This window comes from Caulobacter sp. GW821-FHT12A07, assembly GCF_058807655.1.
Genome location: NZ_JBXAQX010000009.1, coordinates 138,866 through 152,602 on the forward strand (window position 1 = coordinate 138,866; position 13,737 = coordinate 152,602).

The following is a 13,737-nucleotide window of genomic DNA, read 5'->3' on the forward strand; positions in this document are numbered from 1 at the left end:
TCCGCATGCCCCGCACGCTCAGCGTCGCCGCCATCCAGACCTCCTACGGCATGGACCTGGACGCCAACATCAAGAAGACCGAGGGCTTCATCCGCGAGGCCGCGTCCAAGGGCGCGCAGGTCATCCTGCCGTCGGAGCTGTTCCAGGGGCCGTACTTCTGCGTCGCGCAGGAAGAGCGCTGGTTCGCCGAGGCGCACCCGTGGCGCGAGCACCCGGTGGTCAAGGCCATCGCCCCCCTGGCCGGCGAACTGGGCGTGGTCATCCCGATCTCGATCTTCGAGCGCGAGGGCCCGCACTACTTCAACAGCCTGGTGATGGCCGACGCCGACGGCTCTCTGCTGGGCGTCTATCGCAAGAGCCACATCCCCGACGGCCCCGGCTATATGGAGAAGTACTACTTCCGGCCGGGCGACACGGGCTTCAAGGTCTGGGACACGCGCTTTGGCCGCCTGGGCGTCGGCATCTGCTGGGACCAGTGGTACCCCGAGGCCGCCCGCGCCATGGCCCTGATGGGCGCCGAGGCCCTGTTCTACCCCACCGCCATCGGCAGCGAGCCGCATGACGCCTCCCTCGACACGGCCCTGCCCTGGCGGCGGGCCATGCAGGGCCACGCGGTCAGCAACGTGATCCCGGTGATCGGCGCCAACCGCATCGGCTTCGAGCCCTGGGACGGCTATCCCAACGGCGGCCAGACCTTCTACGGCTCGTCGTTCATCGCCGACCATCGCGGCGACCTGGTCAGCGAACTCGGCCGCGCCGACGAGGGCCTGGTCCAGGCCAGCTTCGACCTCGACTTCCTCACCACCCACCGCGCCGCCTGGGGCTTCTTCCGCGACCGCCGGCCGGAGTTCTACACCAGCCTGGCCGGGCCGCGGCCGAGCGCCTGATCCGGCAAGACAAATCCTCCCCCTTTGGGGGAGGTGGCCCAGAGGGCCGGAGGGGGTAGCGCCGGCCTATGCCGCGCAAGCCCCCTCAGTCGCTTCGCGACAGCTCCCCCAAAGGGGGAGCATCTAGAGCGCCCCCTCCGTCCGCCGGAGGGGGCGTTCTTCATGCCTGCTTGACTCATCCATAACTCCGTAGTTATCAATAACCCATAGCCAACCGGTTATCGATTGCTCCCAGGCCCAGGCATGACCCCCGCCCCCGACGACCTCTTCCGCACCCTCGCCGACCCCACCCGCCGGGCGCTGTTCGAGCGGCTGTGCCGCGAGGGCGAGCAGACGGTGGGGGCGCTGACGGCCCAGGCCGGCGTCTCGCAGCCGGCGGTGTCCAAGCACCTGGCCGTGCTCAAGCAGGCGGGCCTGGTCACCGACCGCCACGCCGGCCGCCAGACCCACTACAGCGCCCGCCTCGAGGCCCTGTCGCCCCTGGTCGACTGGACCCGTCGCATGGCCGGTTTCTGGGAGAGCCGCTTCGACCGGCTGGAGGACCTTTTGAACAGGATGGACCAATGATCGACCAGACCGCCGACCTGCGCTCCGTCGTCGTCGAGCGCGACCTGCCGTTCCCGGCCGACAAGCTGTGGCGCGCCCTGACCCAGCCGCACCTGATCGAGGAGTGGCTGATGAAGTCCGACTTCGCCCCCGTGGTCGGCCACCGCTTCACCCTGCGCGGCGAGTGGGGCGGGGTGCTGGACTGCGAGGTGCTGGAGGTCGATCCGCCGAGCAGCCTCTCCTACACCTGGAACCACGCCCACCCCGACCCCGCCTACGCCCTGACCAGCGTGGTCACCTTCACCCTCACCCCCACGGCGGCGGGCACGCACCTGCGCATGGAGCAGTCCGGCTTCCGCCCCGACCAGAAGCAGGCCTATGGCGGCGCCCACGCCGGCTGGAAAGGCTTCCTCGAGAAGCTGGAAGCGGTGCTGGGGAAGGATTGAGGGAAGGGTGCGGTTCGTGCGTTCCTAGCCCGTCATCCCGGCTCTCCGCTACGCTGGGGCCGGGACGACGATGAGTTTTGGAGATTGGATCATGGCCCCCAAGCTGCTCTCGGGCGGCAACCCCCAGATCGCCAAGGGCGACGGCGAGGCCCCGATCCAGGCCTATGTCGCCGCCATGCCCGGCTGGAAGAGCGCCGTCGGCGCCCGCCTGGACGCCCTGATCACCGCCGCCGTCCCCGGCGTGCGCAAGGCCGTGAAGTGGAACTCGCCGTTCTACGGCGCGCCGGATGAGGAGAAGAGCTGGTTCCTCAGCTTCCACGTCTACGCCCGCTACGTGAAGGTCGCCTTCTTCCGCGGCCAGGCCCTCGACCCCGTCCCGCCCGAACCGTCCAAGAGCGGCGATACCCGCTATTTCCACATCCACGAGGACGAGCCCCTCGACGAGGCCCGCCTGACCGCCTGGATCAAACAGGCCGCCGCCCTGCCCGGCGAGCGGCTCTAAGAAACGAACGAGGAAACGCCATGACCGACACCGTCGAGGACGCCGCCAAATACATCGACGACCGCATCGCCGGCCTCGCCGATTGGCGCGGCGAGGCCCTGGCCCGCATGCGCGCCCTGATCCACGAGGCCGATCCGCAAGTGCTCGAAGAGGTGAAGTGGCGCGGCACGCCCGTCTGGTCGCACGCCGGCATCCTGTGCACCGGCGAGACTTACAAGGCCTACATCAAGCTGACCTTCGCCAAGGGAGCCTCGCTGCCCGATCCCGCCGGCCTGTTCAATTCCAGCCTCGATGGAAACACCCGCCGAGCCATCGACATCCGCCAGGGCGAGGCGGTGGACGCGGCGGCGTTCAAGGCCCTGATCCGCGCGGCGGTCGAGCTCAACACGGCGAAGAAGAAAAAGTAGCTCTCTTAAAACGCCCGTCATTCCCGCCACAAGGGCGGGAATGACGGGAAAAGAGGTGCGAGGAGTCAGCCCTTCACCACCCGCCGCAGCCCCACATACGCCGCGCCCGCCGCCACCACGGCCGGCAGGGTCGCCCCGACCTCCGGCGCCAGGCGGCTCACCGCCTGATAGGCCGCGATGCCGATCGCCCAGGCCGCAAGGCCCGAAACACTCACCGCCCCGCTCGCCGCCCCTTCGGTCTTGCGGCGACGCACGATGAAGTGGTCGGCCAGCAGCACCCCGAACAGCGGCGCGAACACCGAGCCGATCAGCAGCAGGAAGCCCTCGTACTGGCCCATCGGCGCCAGCAGGGCCGCCAGGGTGCAGACCGCGCCGAACGCCAGCGCCAGCCGCGCCGGCCGCACCGGAACCAGGGTGGCGGTCGAGACCGCGGCCGAGTGCAGGTCGGCGAAGGCGTTGTCGGTCTCGTCGATGATGATCAGCAGCAGGGCGATCCCGCCGCCGGCCGCCGCCAGGGCGCTCAGCAGCAGCCCCTCGCTGCCCGCCGCCAGGGCGTAGGCCGCGCCCAGCCCCATGAACCAGATGTTGGCCAGTACATAGCCGGCGACGCTGCCCCGGAACATGCCGCCCGGGGTGCGGCCAAAGCGGGTGTAGTCGGCGATCAGCGGCAGCCACGACAGCGGCATGGCCGCCACCAGGTCGACCCCGGCGCCGAAGCTGGTCTCGCCCGTCCCGGCCCTCGCCATCAGGGCGGCCAGGTCGTGCTGGGCCAGCAGCCGCCAGGTCAGCCAGCCGGCCCCGCCCAGCAGCAGCCACAGGCCCCAGGCCCGCAGGAACCGACGCACGAACGACACCGGCCCCAGCACCGCCAGGGCCGTGGCCAGCACGCCGAACAGCAGGGTCCAGGCGAGCGGATTGGAGACGCCGAAGTTCTGCTTGGCCAGGGCGTCGGCGGCGTCGCGCATGGCGATGATCTCGAACGCGCCCCAGCCGGCCAGCTGCACCGCGTTCAGCACCGCCGGAACCGCCGCGCCGCGCCGGCCCAGGGTCAGCCGCAGCGCGCCCATCGACGACAGCCCGGTGTCGGCCCCGACCACGCCGGCCGCCGCCAGCAGCAGCGCCCCCAGCACCGAGCCGACCACGATCGCCGCCAGCGCCATCGGCAGGCTGAGCCCAGGCACCAGGAACGCGCCGGCCTGCAGCACCAGCAGGCCGATCCCCAGGCTGAACCACAGCGAAAAGGCGTCCCGCGTCCCGAACACCCGGCGCTCGGCCGGCACGGGGGTCAACGGATCATATGCATCGTCGAGCTTGGCCATGCCGCCAGCCTTAGCAGGTCGCGGCGCTGCGGCGGAAGCGGCAGAGGAGTTCGGACGCTGGTAGAAGCCCGGCGTTGCGTCGTCTTCGCCCTTCTGCCACCGTCCCGGTCGATGACTGTGCAAGCAGGAGAATACGAGCGGCGGCGAGCATGGCTGGGGCGCATGGCGAGGGCTGTCTTTCCGCCAGCGCTCTTGTCGCCGGCGACCGATCCGGTCGCGGTTCTCGACGCCTTGGCCGCCTCCTCGCCCGCCAAGGCGCGGGCGGGATTGTCGATGGCCGTCGGCGACCTTGTTGAGATGACCTGGTCTTGGCCGGCGCCGCAGGTCGAGGAAATCGACAGGGCGTTGCTGAAGGATGGGTTGCCGAGCCTCACCGAGATGCGCGTCCGTTTTTCCAAGGTCGCGCGGCGCGCTCTCCGTAGAGGGCGCATAAAGGACGAAGTCGAATACCAGGCTGTTCGCAACGCCGCCGAGCTTGGCGGCGACGAGGCCGAGAAGCTCTGGAGCGTTCTGGCCGCCTACGAAGGTCGCGCCTAGAACTCCACCCCCACCCGCAGGATCGCCACCACGGCGTTCTTCATCGCCCGGTCGCCGCCGGGACGGATCACGTATTGCAGGTCCGGCTGCAGGGTCAGCGGGCCGACGGTGTCGGCATAGGTGACCTCGATCGCCGACTCCGTATCGCCCAGGTCCTGGCCGGCGTCGGCGGCGTTGGCCCGGTGCTTCTGGGTCAGGTAGGCCTGGTTGACGCCGATCGAGAAGGCGCTGTCCGGCCGGCTGGCAAACACCCGGTCGACCTTGATCCCGGCCTGCCAGCCGCCCTGGAACGGCGTGGTGTCGCCGTCCGAGACGCCCAGGCGGGCGAAGGCCGTCGTGCGGCGCACGGCGTCCTCGCCGTAGGCCCCCGTCAGCGCCCGCTCCAGCAGCACATAGGCCCCCTGGGCCTTGCGCTTGGCCGGATCGCCCGTCGGCCCCAGCTCGCGGATGTCGTCCTGCTTGCGGGTGTAGCGCCAGGCGCCGAAGGCAACCTTGCCGGCTCCGGTCCAGCCGCCCTCGGCGATCAGCAGGGCGCCGTCGTCCATGTGGAAGTCGATCCCGCCCGGATCGCCCAGCACCCCGGCATGGGCGTTGAGCACCGCCGCCTGGGCGTAGACATGCTCCGACGGCGTCCAGGCCAGGCGCACCGCCAGACTCGTGGAGGGAAAGATCGACGGCCCGTTCGGCCCCGTCGCCGCCAGCTCCGAGCCGATGCCGAAGGCCGGCGCGATCAGCAGGCCGGCGCTGTCGTTGGCGTAGAATTCGCTGTTCAGGTCATAGAGGCCGGCCCGCACCGAGCCCTTGCCGCCGGCCAGGTCCTGCTCGATCCAGGCCTCGTACAGCCGCAGCCGATGGCGCGAGACCTCGATGTTGTCGACGCCCTGGATCGAGCCGGAGTCGTCGCCCGGCGCGCCGCCGGTGTTGTTCAGCACCAGGGCGTGGGCCCGCGCGCCCGTCCAGCCGACCGCCTTTTCCAGGTCCAGGTCCGCCCCGATCGTCAGGTTGTCGAGCACCCGCCCGCGCCGGGCCGCGCCGCCGTCGACCGTCGCCGCCAGGTCGGCCTTGTAGCCGAAGGAGAGATCCAGCGCCCCGGAGGCTTCCGCCTCCCGCGCCTGCGCCTGGCCAAAACCGGCCAGGCCGGCCGCCAGGGCCGTTCCGATGATCAGGGTCCGCATTCTGCCGCCGCTTGATGAAGTGGCGGCCAGCATCGCGGCCCAAGGCTCAGAAACCCTTTATTTCCAGCCGTTTACGCCGCGACGCAACGTCGCGGCGCCCAAGGTGGAGCACTCGCGCGAGCACAGCCGCGAGGCGCGAGGAGGGCGCTGGCGCGAGTAGCATGACGATGTCCGGAAAGGTCCTTGGTGGAGCCGAGGGGAATCGAACCCCTGACCTCCTCATTGCGAACGAGGCGCTCTACCATCTGAGCTACGGCCCCAAGGAAGCGCGGAGATACGGTGGCCGGCGGCGTCCGTCAAGCGGCAGTTGCGCGGGTCCGCGCGGAAGCTCTGGTGGAAGCCGGAAACAGCGCGGCCTTGCCAGCGGGGACAGGGGCGGGCAAGAAGCGGGCGACCTTTCGCGGAACGCCCATGGCCAACCTGATCCTGTTCGTCTTCTTCATCCTCGGCTCGCTGCTGAACCTGCTCAAGTGGGCGGTGATCATCAGCGCGATCATCAGCTGGCTGGTGGCTTTCGACGTCATCAACCTGCGCAACCGCGCGGTCTATTCGATCAGCCGCTTCCTCGACGCGGTGACCGCGCCGCTGCTGGCGCCGCTGCGCCGGGTGATCCCGCCGCTGGGCGGCGTCGACATCACCCCGATCATCCTGTTCCTGATCATCGTCGGCGTGCAGTCGTTCCTGCTCTACCCGCTGCGCAACATGCTGCTGAGCCTGCTCGGCTGAGTCAGAAGGCCCCCGTGGCCGTTCCCGTCGCCGTCCTCGCCGTGCGCCTGACGCCGCGCGGCGGGCGCGACGCGATCGACGGCTGGGCGGCCGACGCCGACGGCCGTCCCTATCTGAAGGTCCGGGTCAGCGCCCCGCCGGTCGAGGGCGAGGCCAACGCCGCCCTCGTGGCCCTGCTGGCCAAGCGCCTGTCCGCGCCGCGCTCGGCCGTGCGGGTGGTCTCGGGCGCGACCGCCCGCCTCAAGCGCATCGAGGTGGAGGGCCTGGCGCAAGAGGTGCTGGACCGCCTGTTGGCCCGCCCCGCCTGATCCCTTTTTCAACGCCAGGTGCGACAAATCGGCCGCCGGTCCCGCCGCGCCCTCGCAAGCGCGCTTTGGCTGTGCCATTGAAAGAATAGTGTTCTTTCACGACCTCTTAGAGGTCTTCGCCCAGGGTTTGGGCGCCCAGGGTTTGGGCGAAAATGGCGATCACCAGGGCCAGCGGGGGCCGCGCGATGAGCTCCACGGCCGTAAGCGACAAGGCCCTAAGCGTCAAAGACAGGCAGGCGGCGATCGTCCGCGCCGCCGCGGCCCGGCGGGGCAACATCTATCTGCGCCTGACCGCCACCATCTCGATGGCCGCCATCCTGCACATCTATATCGGCATGCGCTGGGTGTGGCTGTGGGCGGCCGCCTACGCGATCGCCCAGCTGTTCGAGCTGTGGCTGTTCCAGTCGCTGAAGGCAGCGCCCGAGCGCGCCCTGGCCGGCTGGCGGCGCTGGGCCCTGGCGATCATGCCGGCGATCACCTCGATCATCTTCGGGGCCCTGGCCTTGCCGCTGTTCGCCTCGAACCAGCGCTTCGCCCCCACCCTGGGCGGCATGCTGCTGGCCGGCGCCCTGCTCAACGTCATCGTCGTCAATGTCAGCCTGAGATCCGCCACGCTCGCGGCGGCCGCGCCGCACATCGTCTACCTGCTGATCGTGCCGTTCATCGGCCGGGCGGCCAATCCCGACGCGCCCCTGGCCAACGCCCTGTGGTTCGGGGTGCTGCTGCTGATCTTCTCGGTCGCCGTGGCCGCCCGCACGCTGGAGGCCGCCCTCAAGGCCGAGGAGGCCGCCAAGGCCGAGGCCGAGCGCCGCCGCCATGAGGCCGAAGAAGCCGTCGCCGCCAAGAGCGCCTTCGTGGCCATGATCAGCCACGAGCTGCGCACCCCGATCAGCGCCATACTGGCCGGCGCCGCGCGCCTGCACAGCGAGGTGCCGGAAGCCTCGTCCAAGGTCCACGCCCAGCTGATTTCCGACGCCGGCGCGATGATGCGCACCCTGCTCAACGACCTGCTGGACTTCTCGCGCCTGGAGGCCGGCCGCATGGCGGTGGAGCGCGCGCCCTACAACCTGCGCCAGGCCCTGGCCGACACCCTGCGGCTGTGGCGTCCCGAAGCCCAGAAGAAGGGGCTGAAGCTGCGGGTCGAGGGGGCCGTGGGCCTGCCGCGTTGGGTGTCGGGCGACGCCCTGCGCCTGCGCCAGGTGCTCAACAACCTGCTGTCCAACGCCATCAAGTTCACCGAGCAGGGCGGCGTCACCGTGGCCCTGGCCGCCCATCGCCAGGGCGAGGGCTGGACCCTGGAGATCGCCGTCACCGACACCGGCCGGGGCATCGAGCCCGAGGTCATGCCCCGTATGTTCACCCCGTTCGACCAGCTGAACGCCGAGGTCATGCGGCTGCACGGCGGCTCGGGCCTGGGGCTGGTGATCAGCCGCGAGCTGGCCCGGCTGATGGGCGGCGACCTGTCGGCCGCCAGCGAAGGGCTGGGTCATGGGGCGAGCATGCGCTTCACCCTGCGGGTCGACGAGGCCCAGGCCCCGGCCGCCGCCGACGATGTCGCCTCGATCGCCGGGGCGCGGGTGCTGGTGGTCGACGATCACGTGGTCAACCGCCGCGCGGTCGAGCTGGTGCTGCAGACCTTCGGCGTCACGCCCGTCCTGGCCGAGTCCGGCGAGCAAGCGCTGGAGATCCTGGCCTCCACCGTGTTCGACGCGGTGCTGATGGATGTCTACATGCCGGGCCTGGGCGGCCGCGAGACCACCCGCGTGCTGCGCGCCGAGCCGGGCCTAAATCGCGGCGTGCCGGTGATCGCGGTCACCGCCTCGTCCACCCCCAAGGACTGGGAGGCCTGCCGCGCCGCCGGCATGAACGCCCACGTCGCCAAGCCCATCGACCCGGCCCAGCTGCACGCCGCCCTGGTCGAGGTGCTGCCGGTCATCCCCGCGCGGACGGCGGCGGCGTAAGGCCGCCCTCTCCCACCCGGAAACACCTCTCCCATAGGGAGAGGGAAGGGCCCAGGCGAAGCCTGGGAGGGTGAGGGGTTAGGGACCTTTCCGGACAAGGCAGGGACGACGGGGCAGGGCGGCAAACGGCGTACCCCCTCACCCTCCCACGCCTACGGCGCGGGCCCTTCCCTCTCCCCATGGGAGAGGTTTGCACGCAGCCGCTCCACCAGCGCGGCCTCGTCCTTCATCTGGCATTCCCAGATCGTCTCGACCCGCCAGCCGGTATCGACCAGCGCCGCCTCGTTCCTGGCGTCGCGGGCCTTGTTGCGGGCCACCTTGGCCAGCCAGTAGTCGCGATTGGCCTTGGGTACGCGCGAGCCCCGCGCGCAGTCGTGGCCGTGCCAGAAGCAGCCATGCACGAAGAAGACGAGCTTCCGCCCCGGCATGACGACGTCGGGCGAGCCGGGCAGGTCCTTGCGGTGCAGGCGGTAGCGGGCGCCTAGAGCGGTGAGCAGCCGGCGCAGGGCGAGTTCGGGCGTGGTGCCCTTGCTCTTCACCCGGGCCATGACGGCCGAGCGCTTGGCCGGATCGAAGACGTCGGTCACCCGTCGCTCCCCGATCCGGCCGGCAGCCTTACAGCCCCTCGAACAGGGCCGTCGACAGGTAGCGTTCGGCGAAGCTGGGGATGATCGCCACGATCAGCTTGCCGGCGTATTCGTCGCGCAAAGCCAGGTCGAAGGCGGCGGTCAGGGCCGCGCCCGAGCTGATGCCGACGGTCAGGCCTTCGGTCGAGGCGGCCTTGCGGGCCATGGCGAAGGCGTCGTCGTTGCTGACCTGGACGATGTCGTCGATCACGCCGCGATCGAGGATGCCCGGCACGAAGCCGGCGCCGATGCCCTGGATCTTGTGCGGGCCGGGCTGGCCGCCCGACAGCACGGCCGAGGCTTCCGGCTCGACGGCCACCATCTTCAGGCCCGGCTTGCGGGCCTTCAGCACCTGGCCGACGCCGCTGATCGTGCCGCCGGTGCCGACGCCCGAGACCACGGCGTCCACGGCGCCGGCCGTGTCGTTCCAGATCTCTTCGGCGGTCGAGACCCGGTGGATCAGCGGGTTGGCGGTGTTTTCGAACTGCTGCGGCATCACCGCGCCGGGGGTGGCCTCGACGATCTCCTGGGCGCGGGCGACGGCGCCGCGCATGCCCTTCTCGGCCGGGGTCAGCTCCAGCTTGGCGCCGAGCAGCAGCAGCATCTTGCGGCGCTCGATCGACATGCTCTCGGGCATCACCAGGGTCAGCTTGTAGCCCTTGGCCGCGGCCACGAAGGCGAGCGCGATGCCGGTGTTGCCGCTGGTCGGCTCGACGATCGAGCCGCCCGGCTTCAGCACGCCCTTGGCTTCCAGGTACTCGACCATGGCCACGCCGATGCGGTCCTTGACCGAGGCCAGCGGGTTGAAGAACTCGAGCTTGGCCACGACCTCGCCCTTGGGCTTCAGCTCGGCCATCAGGCGCGGCAGGCGGATGATCGGGGTGTCGCCGACGGTGTCGAGGATGGAGTCGTAGATCTTGCCCCGGCCGGCGCGCTTGAAGCGCGCGGCGTCGTACAGGCTGGAAGCGTCGTCCATGATGGTCTCTCGGAGCGTTGAATTGCGGCCCTAGGGTCGATCTCCACCTTAGGCCGTAGGCTTTTGCGTGTCAGCGACCTATTCGGCCGCCAGGGCCGCAGATTTCCTGGTCGCGAGCGGAGTCAGCAGGTGTTCGGCCAGCCAGCGCACGGCCGGGGCCGCCACGCCGTCGCCGATCACGTGCAGGCCGGCGGTGGCGCTTTTCGGCAGAGCGTAGCTGTCGGGCAGGCCCATCAGCCTGGCCCCCTCGCGCGGCGTGACCAGGCGCGAGCGCACCACGCCCTTGTCGATCACCAGCAGGGTCTGCCGCGAGGAGCCGCCGCGCGGGGTGCGCAGGCAGCCTGCCAGGCCGTCGAACCGCACTTCCGCCCGCTGTTCGCCGCCGCGCATCCGCCGGAACACGCCGCCGACGGCCCGTTCTCCCGAGGCGACGCGCGCGTCGACCGAGGCGCGGTGGGCCGGGGCCATCAGGTCCAGCAGGGCGGCGGTGGCTTCCTCGCCGCGCCATTCGACGGCGTCGTCGGGCTCCAGCACGGTGGAAAGGTCGGTGTTGCGGGCCGGCGGGGCGGGCAGGGCCCACCACAGCCAGCGGTCCTTCAGGGCCTGGGGCAAGCGGGCGGCGGCCTCGCGCACGGCGCGGCTGTGGAACGGCCCCTGGCCGGTCAGGCCCTCGGTCGGCGCCCGGGTAGCCACGACGAACACGCGGGGCCGCGACTGCGGGGTGAAGCTGGCCGCGTCGATCTCCAGCGCCCCGAAGTGGTAGCCCTGGTCGGCCAGGGCCTGGCACAGGGCGGTGAAGTCCTCGCCGCGGTGCGAGGTCAACAGGCCGACCACGTTCTCGATGACGATGGTGGTCGGGGCGCGACCCTCGTCTTCCAGCGCCTCGATCAGCCGCCAGAAGCCGAAGAAGGCCGACGAGCGCCCGCCGTGCAGGCCCGCCCGCGCGCCGGCCAGGCTGAAGTCCTGGCAGGGGCTCGAGGCCCAGGCCAGGTCCGCCTGGCCCGGCAGGTCGGCCGCCTCCAGCTTGAAGACGTCGCCGGTGTGGAAGTGCTCTTCGGCGTCGGCGAAGTTGGCGCGGTAGGTCTGGGCCTTCACCGGGTCGAAATCGTTGGCGAAGGCGCAGGTCCAGCCTTCGCCGAGGCCGATGCGGGCCATGCCGCCGCCAGCGAAGAATTCGTAGAAGACGGGGGCGGCGTTGTGATTCATCGTGCTGGGAGACTAGCCGCAGAGCGTGGCAGCCGAAAGTGTAAGCGGTTTCGGCGCCCGCCACGCTCGAACCAGGAATTGGAGCCCGTCAGGGCTCCGGCCGCCGCTTCGAGGATAGCGCCCGCATGATGCGTTTCACCGTCATCGCCGTCGTGGGAGCCGCCTGTGCGCTGTTGGCCGGGTGCGGCGACGGACCGATGGGCCAGTCCGAGGGCGCCAGCGCCGCGCCGGCCGACGCCCCGACAAGCGTGGGTCCCGACTATGGCGGCGATTTCGATCTCGTCGGCACCGAGCCGTTCTGGAGCGGCCGCATCCGCGAGGGCGGGCTTCTGCTGGATCGCATGGAGGGCGGCGCCGTCACCCTGCCCAATCCCGGCGTGCGCATCGACGGCGAGCAGGGCGTCTGGGACGCCGAGCAGCCGGCCGCCGAGCCCGGCGCCGCCAGCCACCGCCTGGTCTTCCGCCTGACGCCCCAGCCCTGCTCCGACGGCATGTCCGACCGCGCCTTCAGCCACGCCGCCGAGGTCTGGATCGACGGCGCGACCCTGAAGGGCTGCGCGGGACGGGTGGAGGAACTGGAGAAGCAGGGGCGGCCTTAGGCTTCGGCGCTCCTTCCACCCCACGCCGTAAGATCCCCGCGCAGGCGGGGATCCAAGCCGACGTTCAGGATGTGGCGCGGCTGTGGGCTATCTGCAGGCTTCGCTTGGATCCCCGCCTTCGCGGGGATGCGCGGCGAAAAATTGGCTAAAGCTGGCAAACGCCGATCAGCCCGCCCGGCAGCCTCAGCTGCCCTTGATATCAATCGTCTCGATCTGCGACTGGCTGGCCTGCGCCTTGTGCTGGCGGCCCGGGGTGGGCAGCAGCAGGCCGACGGCGATGGCCGCGACGATGGCGAGAGCGATGAGGGCCTTGGCGGCCATGGTGTTTCGGGTCCGTTGCGGGTCTGAAAATCCAGCGCCCGTGACCGTCATATGGTTCCGCCGGCGCCGCTTGCAAGGGCGGCGGAGAACGCCGGTATCCTTCTCCCCTTGCGGGAGAAGGTGGCGGCCGAAGGCCGTCGGATGAGGGGTCTCTCAGACTTCAACGCCGCCCGCGCGCCCCGCCCTTCAGCGCATCGATCTTCCGCTCGGGCCTCGGCGGGGCGACCTCCGGCTCCAGCGCCGACAGCCATCCGCCCGCCGGCCGCGCCGCGCGCTCGGGCGGCAGGGCCACGACGATCTTCCTCACCGTCGCGGCCATCTGGCCCAGCAGCCGCACCTTTTCCGACGCCTTGCGCATGGCCTCGCGATCGAAACCGTCCTCCATCGCCGCCCACAGGTCATCCATCGCCGCCATCAGCCGCTGCTGGATCTTCGCGCACCAGGCGCGGGAGGTCTGTTCGCTCATGACCAGCAGCATGAGGCCGGTCCGGAGGCCGGGGACACGAAACGTGCGTTTTCTTGTAGGGCTTTGAATTCGTTGAGGCAGAGGCGCCGGCCAACGGGGATAAACCTCTCCCGCCCCCCAATTCTCCCGTCATTCCCGCCCTTGTGGCGGGAACCCCTCTATCAGTCGCAAGGGCAGTCGTGGCGGCGTGCTCAGCACGCCGCTCGCATCTCACGTGTCAGCGGAACCAGGGTTTCCCGCCACAAGGGCGGGAATGACGGGAGGAAAAAAGAGGCGATCCCTGTGGATAACTTCACCCCCGCCGGCGGCCCTACTTCGTCGCCTCGTGCACTTCCTTCTTGGCCGCCGTCCCCGCTTCCTTGCTCTCGCGGGTGATGTCCTTGCCGGCTTCCTGGGCCTTGTCGCCGGCCTTGGCGCCGGCTTCCTTGGCGGCGTCCACCGCGTCGCCGGCGGCGACCTTGAGGTCGGCGGCGGTTTCCTTGGTGCTTTCCTTCAGGGCCGTGCCGGCTTCCTTGACGTCCGGGTCGTTCTTGATCTCGTTGGCGGCGTCCTTGATGTCCTGGCCGGCGGCGGCGGCGCCTTCCTTGATCTGCTGGGCGTGCTGGTCCGAGCAGGCGGCGGCCGACAGGGCCAGGGCGGAGACGGCGATCAGGGCGAGGGTGCGCATGGGTCTTCCTCCAACGGTCGTGGTTGCAAAGAGTCCGGCAAACAACGATGCGCGAACGGTCG

General features: G+C 70.4%; 18 protein-coding genes and 1 tRNA gene. 10 read left to right on the forward strand and 9 right to left on the reverse strand.

Annotated elements, in window-relative coordinates:
• The first annotated feature begins 5 nt into the window (after positions 1-5).
• The 5 genes from aguB (at position 6) to AC1RRS_RS18285 (ending at position 2,788) form a co-directional block, all read left to right on the forward strand.
• A complete protein-coding gene (gene aguB / locus AC1RRS_RS18265) occupies positions 6-887 on the forward strand; it encodes an N-carbamoylputrescine amidase (protein ID WP_492856339.1) in 882 nt (293 codons plus the stop codon).
• Between the two features lie 243 nt (positions 888-1,130).
• Positions 1,131-1,454: an ArsR/SmtB family transcription factor gene (locus AC1RRS_RS18270; protein WP_492856340.1), complete on the forward strand. Its 324-nt coding sequence runs from the start codon at positions 1,131-1,133 to the stop codon at positions 1,452-1,454.
• Positions 1,451-1,879, forward strand: a complete 429-nt coding sequence (locus AC1RRS_RS18275; protein ID WP_492856341.1) for an SRPBCC family protein — start codon at positions 1,451-1,453, stop codon at positions 1,877-1,879. Before AC1RRS_RS18270 ends, AC1RRS_RS18275 begins: the two co-directional genes overlap by 4 nt.
• Before the next feature lie 91 nt (positions 1,880-1,970).
• Positions 1,971-2,381: a DUF1801 domain-containing protein gene (locus tag AC1RRS_RS18280; protein WP_492856342.1), complete on the forward strand. Its 411-nt coding sequence runs from the start codon at positions 1,971-1,973 to the stop codon at positions 2,379-2,381.
• A gap of 20 nt (positions 2,382-2,401) precedes the next feature.
• Complete coding sequence (locus AC1RRS_RS18285; protein ID WP_492856343.1) at positions 2,402-2,788, forward strand: DUF1801 domain-containing protein; 387 nt, start codon at positions 2,402-2,404, stop codon at positions 2,786-2,788.
• A 65-nt stretch (positions 2,789-2,853) separates the two neighbouring features.
• On the opposite strand, the gene cytX is transcribed toward AC1RRS_RS18285, so the two are convergent.
• Positions 2,854-4,107 carry a putative hydroxymethylpyrimidine transporter CytX gene (gene cytX, locus AC1RRS_RS18290; RefSeq protein WP_492856344.1) on the reverse strand — a complete coding sequence of 418 codons (1,254 nt, stop codon included), beginning with the start codon at positions 4,105-4,107 and terminating at the stop codon, positions 2,854-2,856.
• 162 nt (positions 4,108-4,269) lie between these two features.
• Here cytX and AC1RRS_RS18295 point away from each other — a divergent pair, with 162 nt between their 5' ends.
• Complete coding sequence (locus tag AC1RRS_RS18295; RefSeq protein WP_492856345.1) at positions 4,270-4,644, forward strand: hypothetical protein; 375 nt, start codon at positions 4,270-4,272, stop codon at positions 4,642-4,644.
• On the opposite strand, the gene AC1RRS_RS18300 is transcribed toward AC1RRS_RS18295, so the two are convergent.
• Both AC1RRS_RS18300 and AC1RRS_RS18305 read right to left on the reverse strand, forming a co-directional pair.
• Positions 4,641-5,819: a carbohydrate porin gene (locus AC1RRS_RS18300; protein ID WP_492856346.1), complete on the reverse strand. Its 1,179-nt coding sequence runs from the start codon at positions 5,817-5,819 to the stop codon at positions 4,641-4,643. The genes AC1RRS_RS18295 and AC1RRS_RS18300 overlap by 4 nt on opposite strands.
• Before the next feature lie 184 nt (positions 5,820-6,003).
• A tRNA-Ala gene (locus AC1RRS_RS18305) sits at positions 6,004-6,079 on the reverse strand.
• A gap of 151 nt (positions 6,080-6,230) precedes the next feature.
• On the opposite strand from AC1RRS_RS18305, the gene AC1RRS_RS18310 reads away from it, so the two are divergent.
• The 3 genes from AC1RRS_RS18310 to AC1RRS_RS18320 all read left to right on the forward strand — a co-directional run bounded on the left by AC1RRS_RS18310 (position 6,231) and on the right by AC1RRS_RS18320 (position 8,814).
• On the forward strand, positions 6,231-6,545 hold the full coding sequence (locus AC1RRS_RS18310) for a YggT family protein (protein WP_487291887.1): 315 nt from the start codon (positions 6,231-6,233) through the stop codon (positions 6,543-6,545).
• Between the two features lie 14 nt (positions 6,546-6,559).
• Positions 6,560-6,853, forward strand: coding sequence for a DUF167 family protein (locus AC1RRS_RS18315; RefSeq protein WP_492856347.1), 294 nt, complete (start codon positions 6,560-6,562; stop codon positions 6,851-6,853).
• 185 nt (positions 6,854-7,038) lie between these two features.
• Positions 7,039-8,814, forward strand: a complete 1,776-nt coding sequence (locus AC1RRS_RS18320; protein ID WP_492856348.1) for an ATP-binding protein — start codon at positions 7,039-7,041, stop codon at positions 8,812-8,814.
• Positions 8,815-8,966: 152 nt separating this feature from the next.
• Here AC1RRS_RS18320 and AC1RRS_RS18325 read toward each other — a convergent pair whose 3' ends face one another.
• The 3 genes from AC1RRS_RS18325 to AC1RRS_RS18335 form a co-directional block, all read right to left on the reverse strand.
• Complete coding sequence (locus AC1RRS_RS18325; protein ID WP_492856349.1) at positions 8,967-9,401, reverse strand: very short patch repair endonuclease; 435 nt, start codon at positions 9,399-9,401, stop codon at positions 8,967-8,969.
• A gap of 28 nt (positions 9,402-9,429) precedes the next feature.
• Positions 9,430-10,416, reverse strand: a complete 987-nt coding sequence (cysK, locus tag AC1RRS_RS18330; RefSeq protein WP_492856350.1) for a cysteine synthase A — start codon at positions 10,414-10,416, stop codon at positions 9,430-9,432.
• Positions 10,417-10,494: 78 nt separating this feature from the next.
• Positions 10,495-11,622 (reverse strand): DNA cytosine methyltransferase, encoded by a 1,128-nt coding sequence (locus AC1RRS_RS18335; RefSeq protein ID WP_492856351.1) that lies wholly within the window; start codon positions 11,620-11,622, stop codon positions 10,495-10,497.
• A gap of 125 nt (positions 11,623-11,747) precedes the next feature.
• Between AC1RRS_RS18335 and AC1RRS_RS18340 the strand changes: the two genes are divergently transcribed.
• On the forward strand, positions 11,748-12,221 hold the full coding sequence (locus AC1RRS_RS18340; protein ID WP_492856352.1) for a COG3650 family protein: 474 nt from the start codon (positions 11,748-11,750) through the stop codon (positions 12,219-12,221).
• 183 nt (positions 12,222-12,404) lie between these two features.
• Here AC1RRS_RS18340 and AC1RRS_RS18345 read toward each other — a convergent pair whose 3' ends face one another.
• The 3 genes from AC1RRS_RS18345 to AC1RRS_RS18355 form a co-directional block, all read right to left on the reverse strand.
• Entirely contained in the window at positions 12,405-12,542 is a 138-nt protein-coding gene (locus tag AC1RRS_RS18345; RefSeq protein ID WP_199228285.1) for a hypothetical protein, read from the reverse strand.
• 160 nt (positions 12,543-12,702) lie between these two features.
• Entirely contained in the window at positions 12,703-13,020 is a 318-nt protein-coding gene (locus tag AC1RRS_RS18350) for a hypothetical protein (protein WP_492856353.1), read from the reverse strand.
• A gap of 298 nt (positions 13,021-13,318) precedes the next feature.
• On the reverse strand, positions 13,319-13,675 hold the full coding sequence (locus tag AC1RRS_RS18355; RefSeq protein WP_110121077.1) for a cell surface protein: 357 nt from the start codon (positions 13,673-13,675) through the stop codon (positions 13,319-13,321).
• Positions 13,676-13,737: the final 62 nt, after the last annotated feature.

What these genes read in the sequence shown, in the direction of transcription:
- AC1RRS_RS18340 (WP_492856352.1), top strand. Translation starts at nt 11,748, where the DNA reads ATGATGCGTTTCACCGTCATCGCCGTCGTGGGAGCCGCCTGTGCGCTG.
- AC1RRS_RS18275 (WP_492856341.1), top strand. Translation starts at nt 1,451, where the DNA reads ATGATCGACCAGACCGCCGACCTGCGCTCCGTCGTCGTCGAGCGCGAC.
- AC1RRS_RS18320 (WP_492856348.1), top strand. Translation starts at nt 7,039, where the DNA reads ATGAGCTCCACGGCCGTAAGCGACAAGGCCCTAAGCGTCAAAGACAGG.
- AC1RRS_RS18280 (WP_492856342.1), top strand. Translation starts at nt 1,971, where the DNA reads ATGGCCCCCAAGCTGCTCTCGGGCGGCAACCCCCAGATCGCCAAGGGC.
- AC1RRS_RS18310 (WP_487291887.1), top strand. Translation starts at nt 6,231, where the DNA reads ATGGCCAACCTGATCCTGTTCGTCTTCTTCATCCTCGGCTCGCTGCTG.
- AC1RRS_RS18285 (WP_492856343.1), top strand. Translation starts at nt 2,402, where the DNA reads ATGACCGACACCGTCGAGGACGCCGCCAAATACATCGACGACCGCATC.
- aguB (WP_492856339.1), top strand. Translation starts at nt 6, where the DNA reads ATGCCCCGCACGCTCAGCGTCGCCGCCATCCAGACCTCCTACGGCATG.
- AC1RRS_RS18295 (WP_492856345.1), top strand. Translation starts at nt 4,270, where the DNA reads ATGGCGAGGGCTGTCTTTCCGCCAGCGCTCTTGTCGCCGGCGACCGAT.
- AC1RRS_RS18345 (WP_199228285.1), bottom strand. Translation starts at nt 12,542, where the DNA reads ATGGCCGCCAAGGCCCTCATCGCTCTCGCCATCGTCGCGGCCATCGCC.
- cytX (WP_492856344.1), bottom strand. Translation starts at nt 4,107, where the DNA reads ATGGCCAAGCTCGACGATGCATATGATCCGTTGACCCCCGTGCCGGCC.
- AC1RRS_RS18270 (WP_492856340.1), top strand. Translation starts at nt 1,131, where the DNA reads ATGACCCCCGCCCCCGACGACCTCTTCCGCACCCTCGCCGACCCCACC.
- cysK (WP_492856350.1), bottom strand. Translation starts at nt 10,416, where the DNA reads ATGGACGACGCTTCCAGCCTGTACGACGCCGCGCGCTTCAAGCGCGCC.
- AC1RRS_RS18355 (WP_110121077.1), bottom strand. Translation starts at nt 13,675, where the DNA reads ATGCGCACCCTCGCCCTGATCGCCGTCTCCGCCCTGGCCCTGTCGGCC.
- AC1RRS_RS18350 (WP_492856353.1), bottom strand. Translation starts at nt 13,020, where the DNA reads ATGCTGCTGGTCATGAGCGAACAGACCTCCCGCGCCTGGTGCGCGAAG.
- AC1RRS_RS18300 (WP_492856346.1), bottom strand. Translation starts at nt 5,819, where the DNA reads ATGCGGACCCTGATCATCGGAACGGCCCTGGCGGCCGGCCTGGCCGGT.
- AC1RRS_RS18335 (WP_492856351.1), bottom strand. Translation starts at nt 11,622, where the DNA reads ATGAATCACAACGCCGCCCCCGTCTTCTACGAATTCTTCGCTGGCGGC.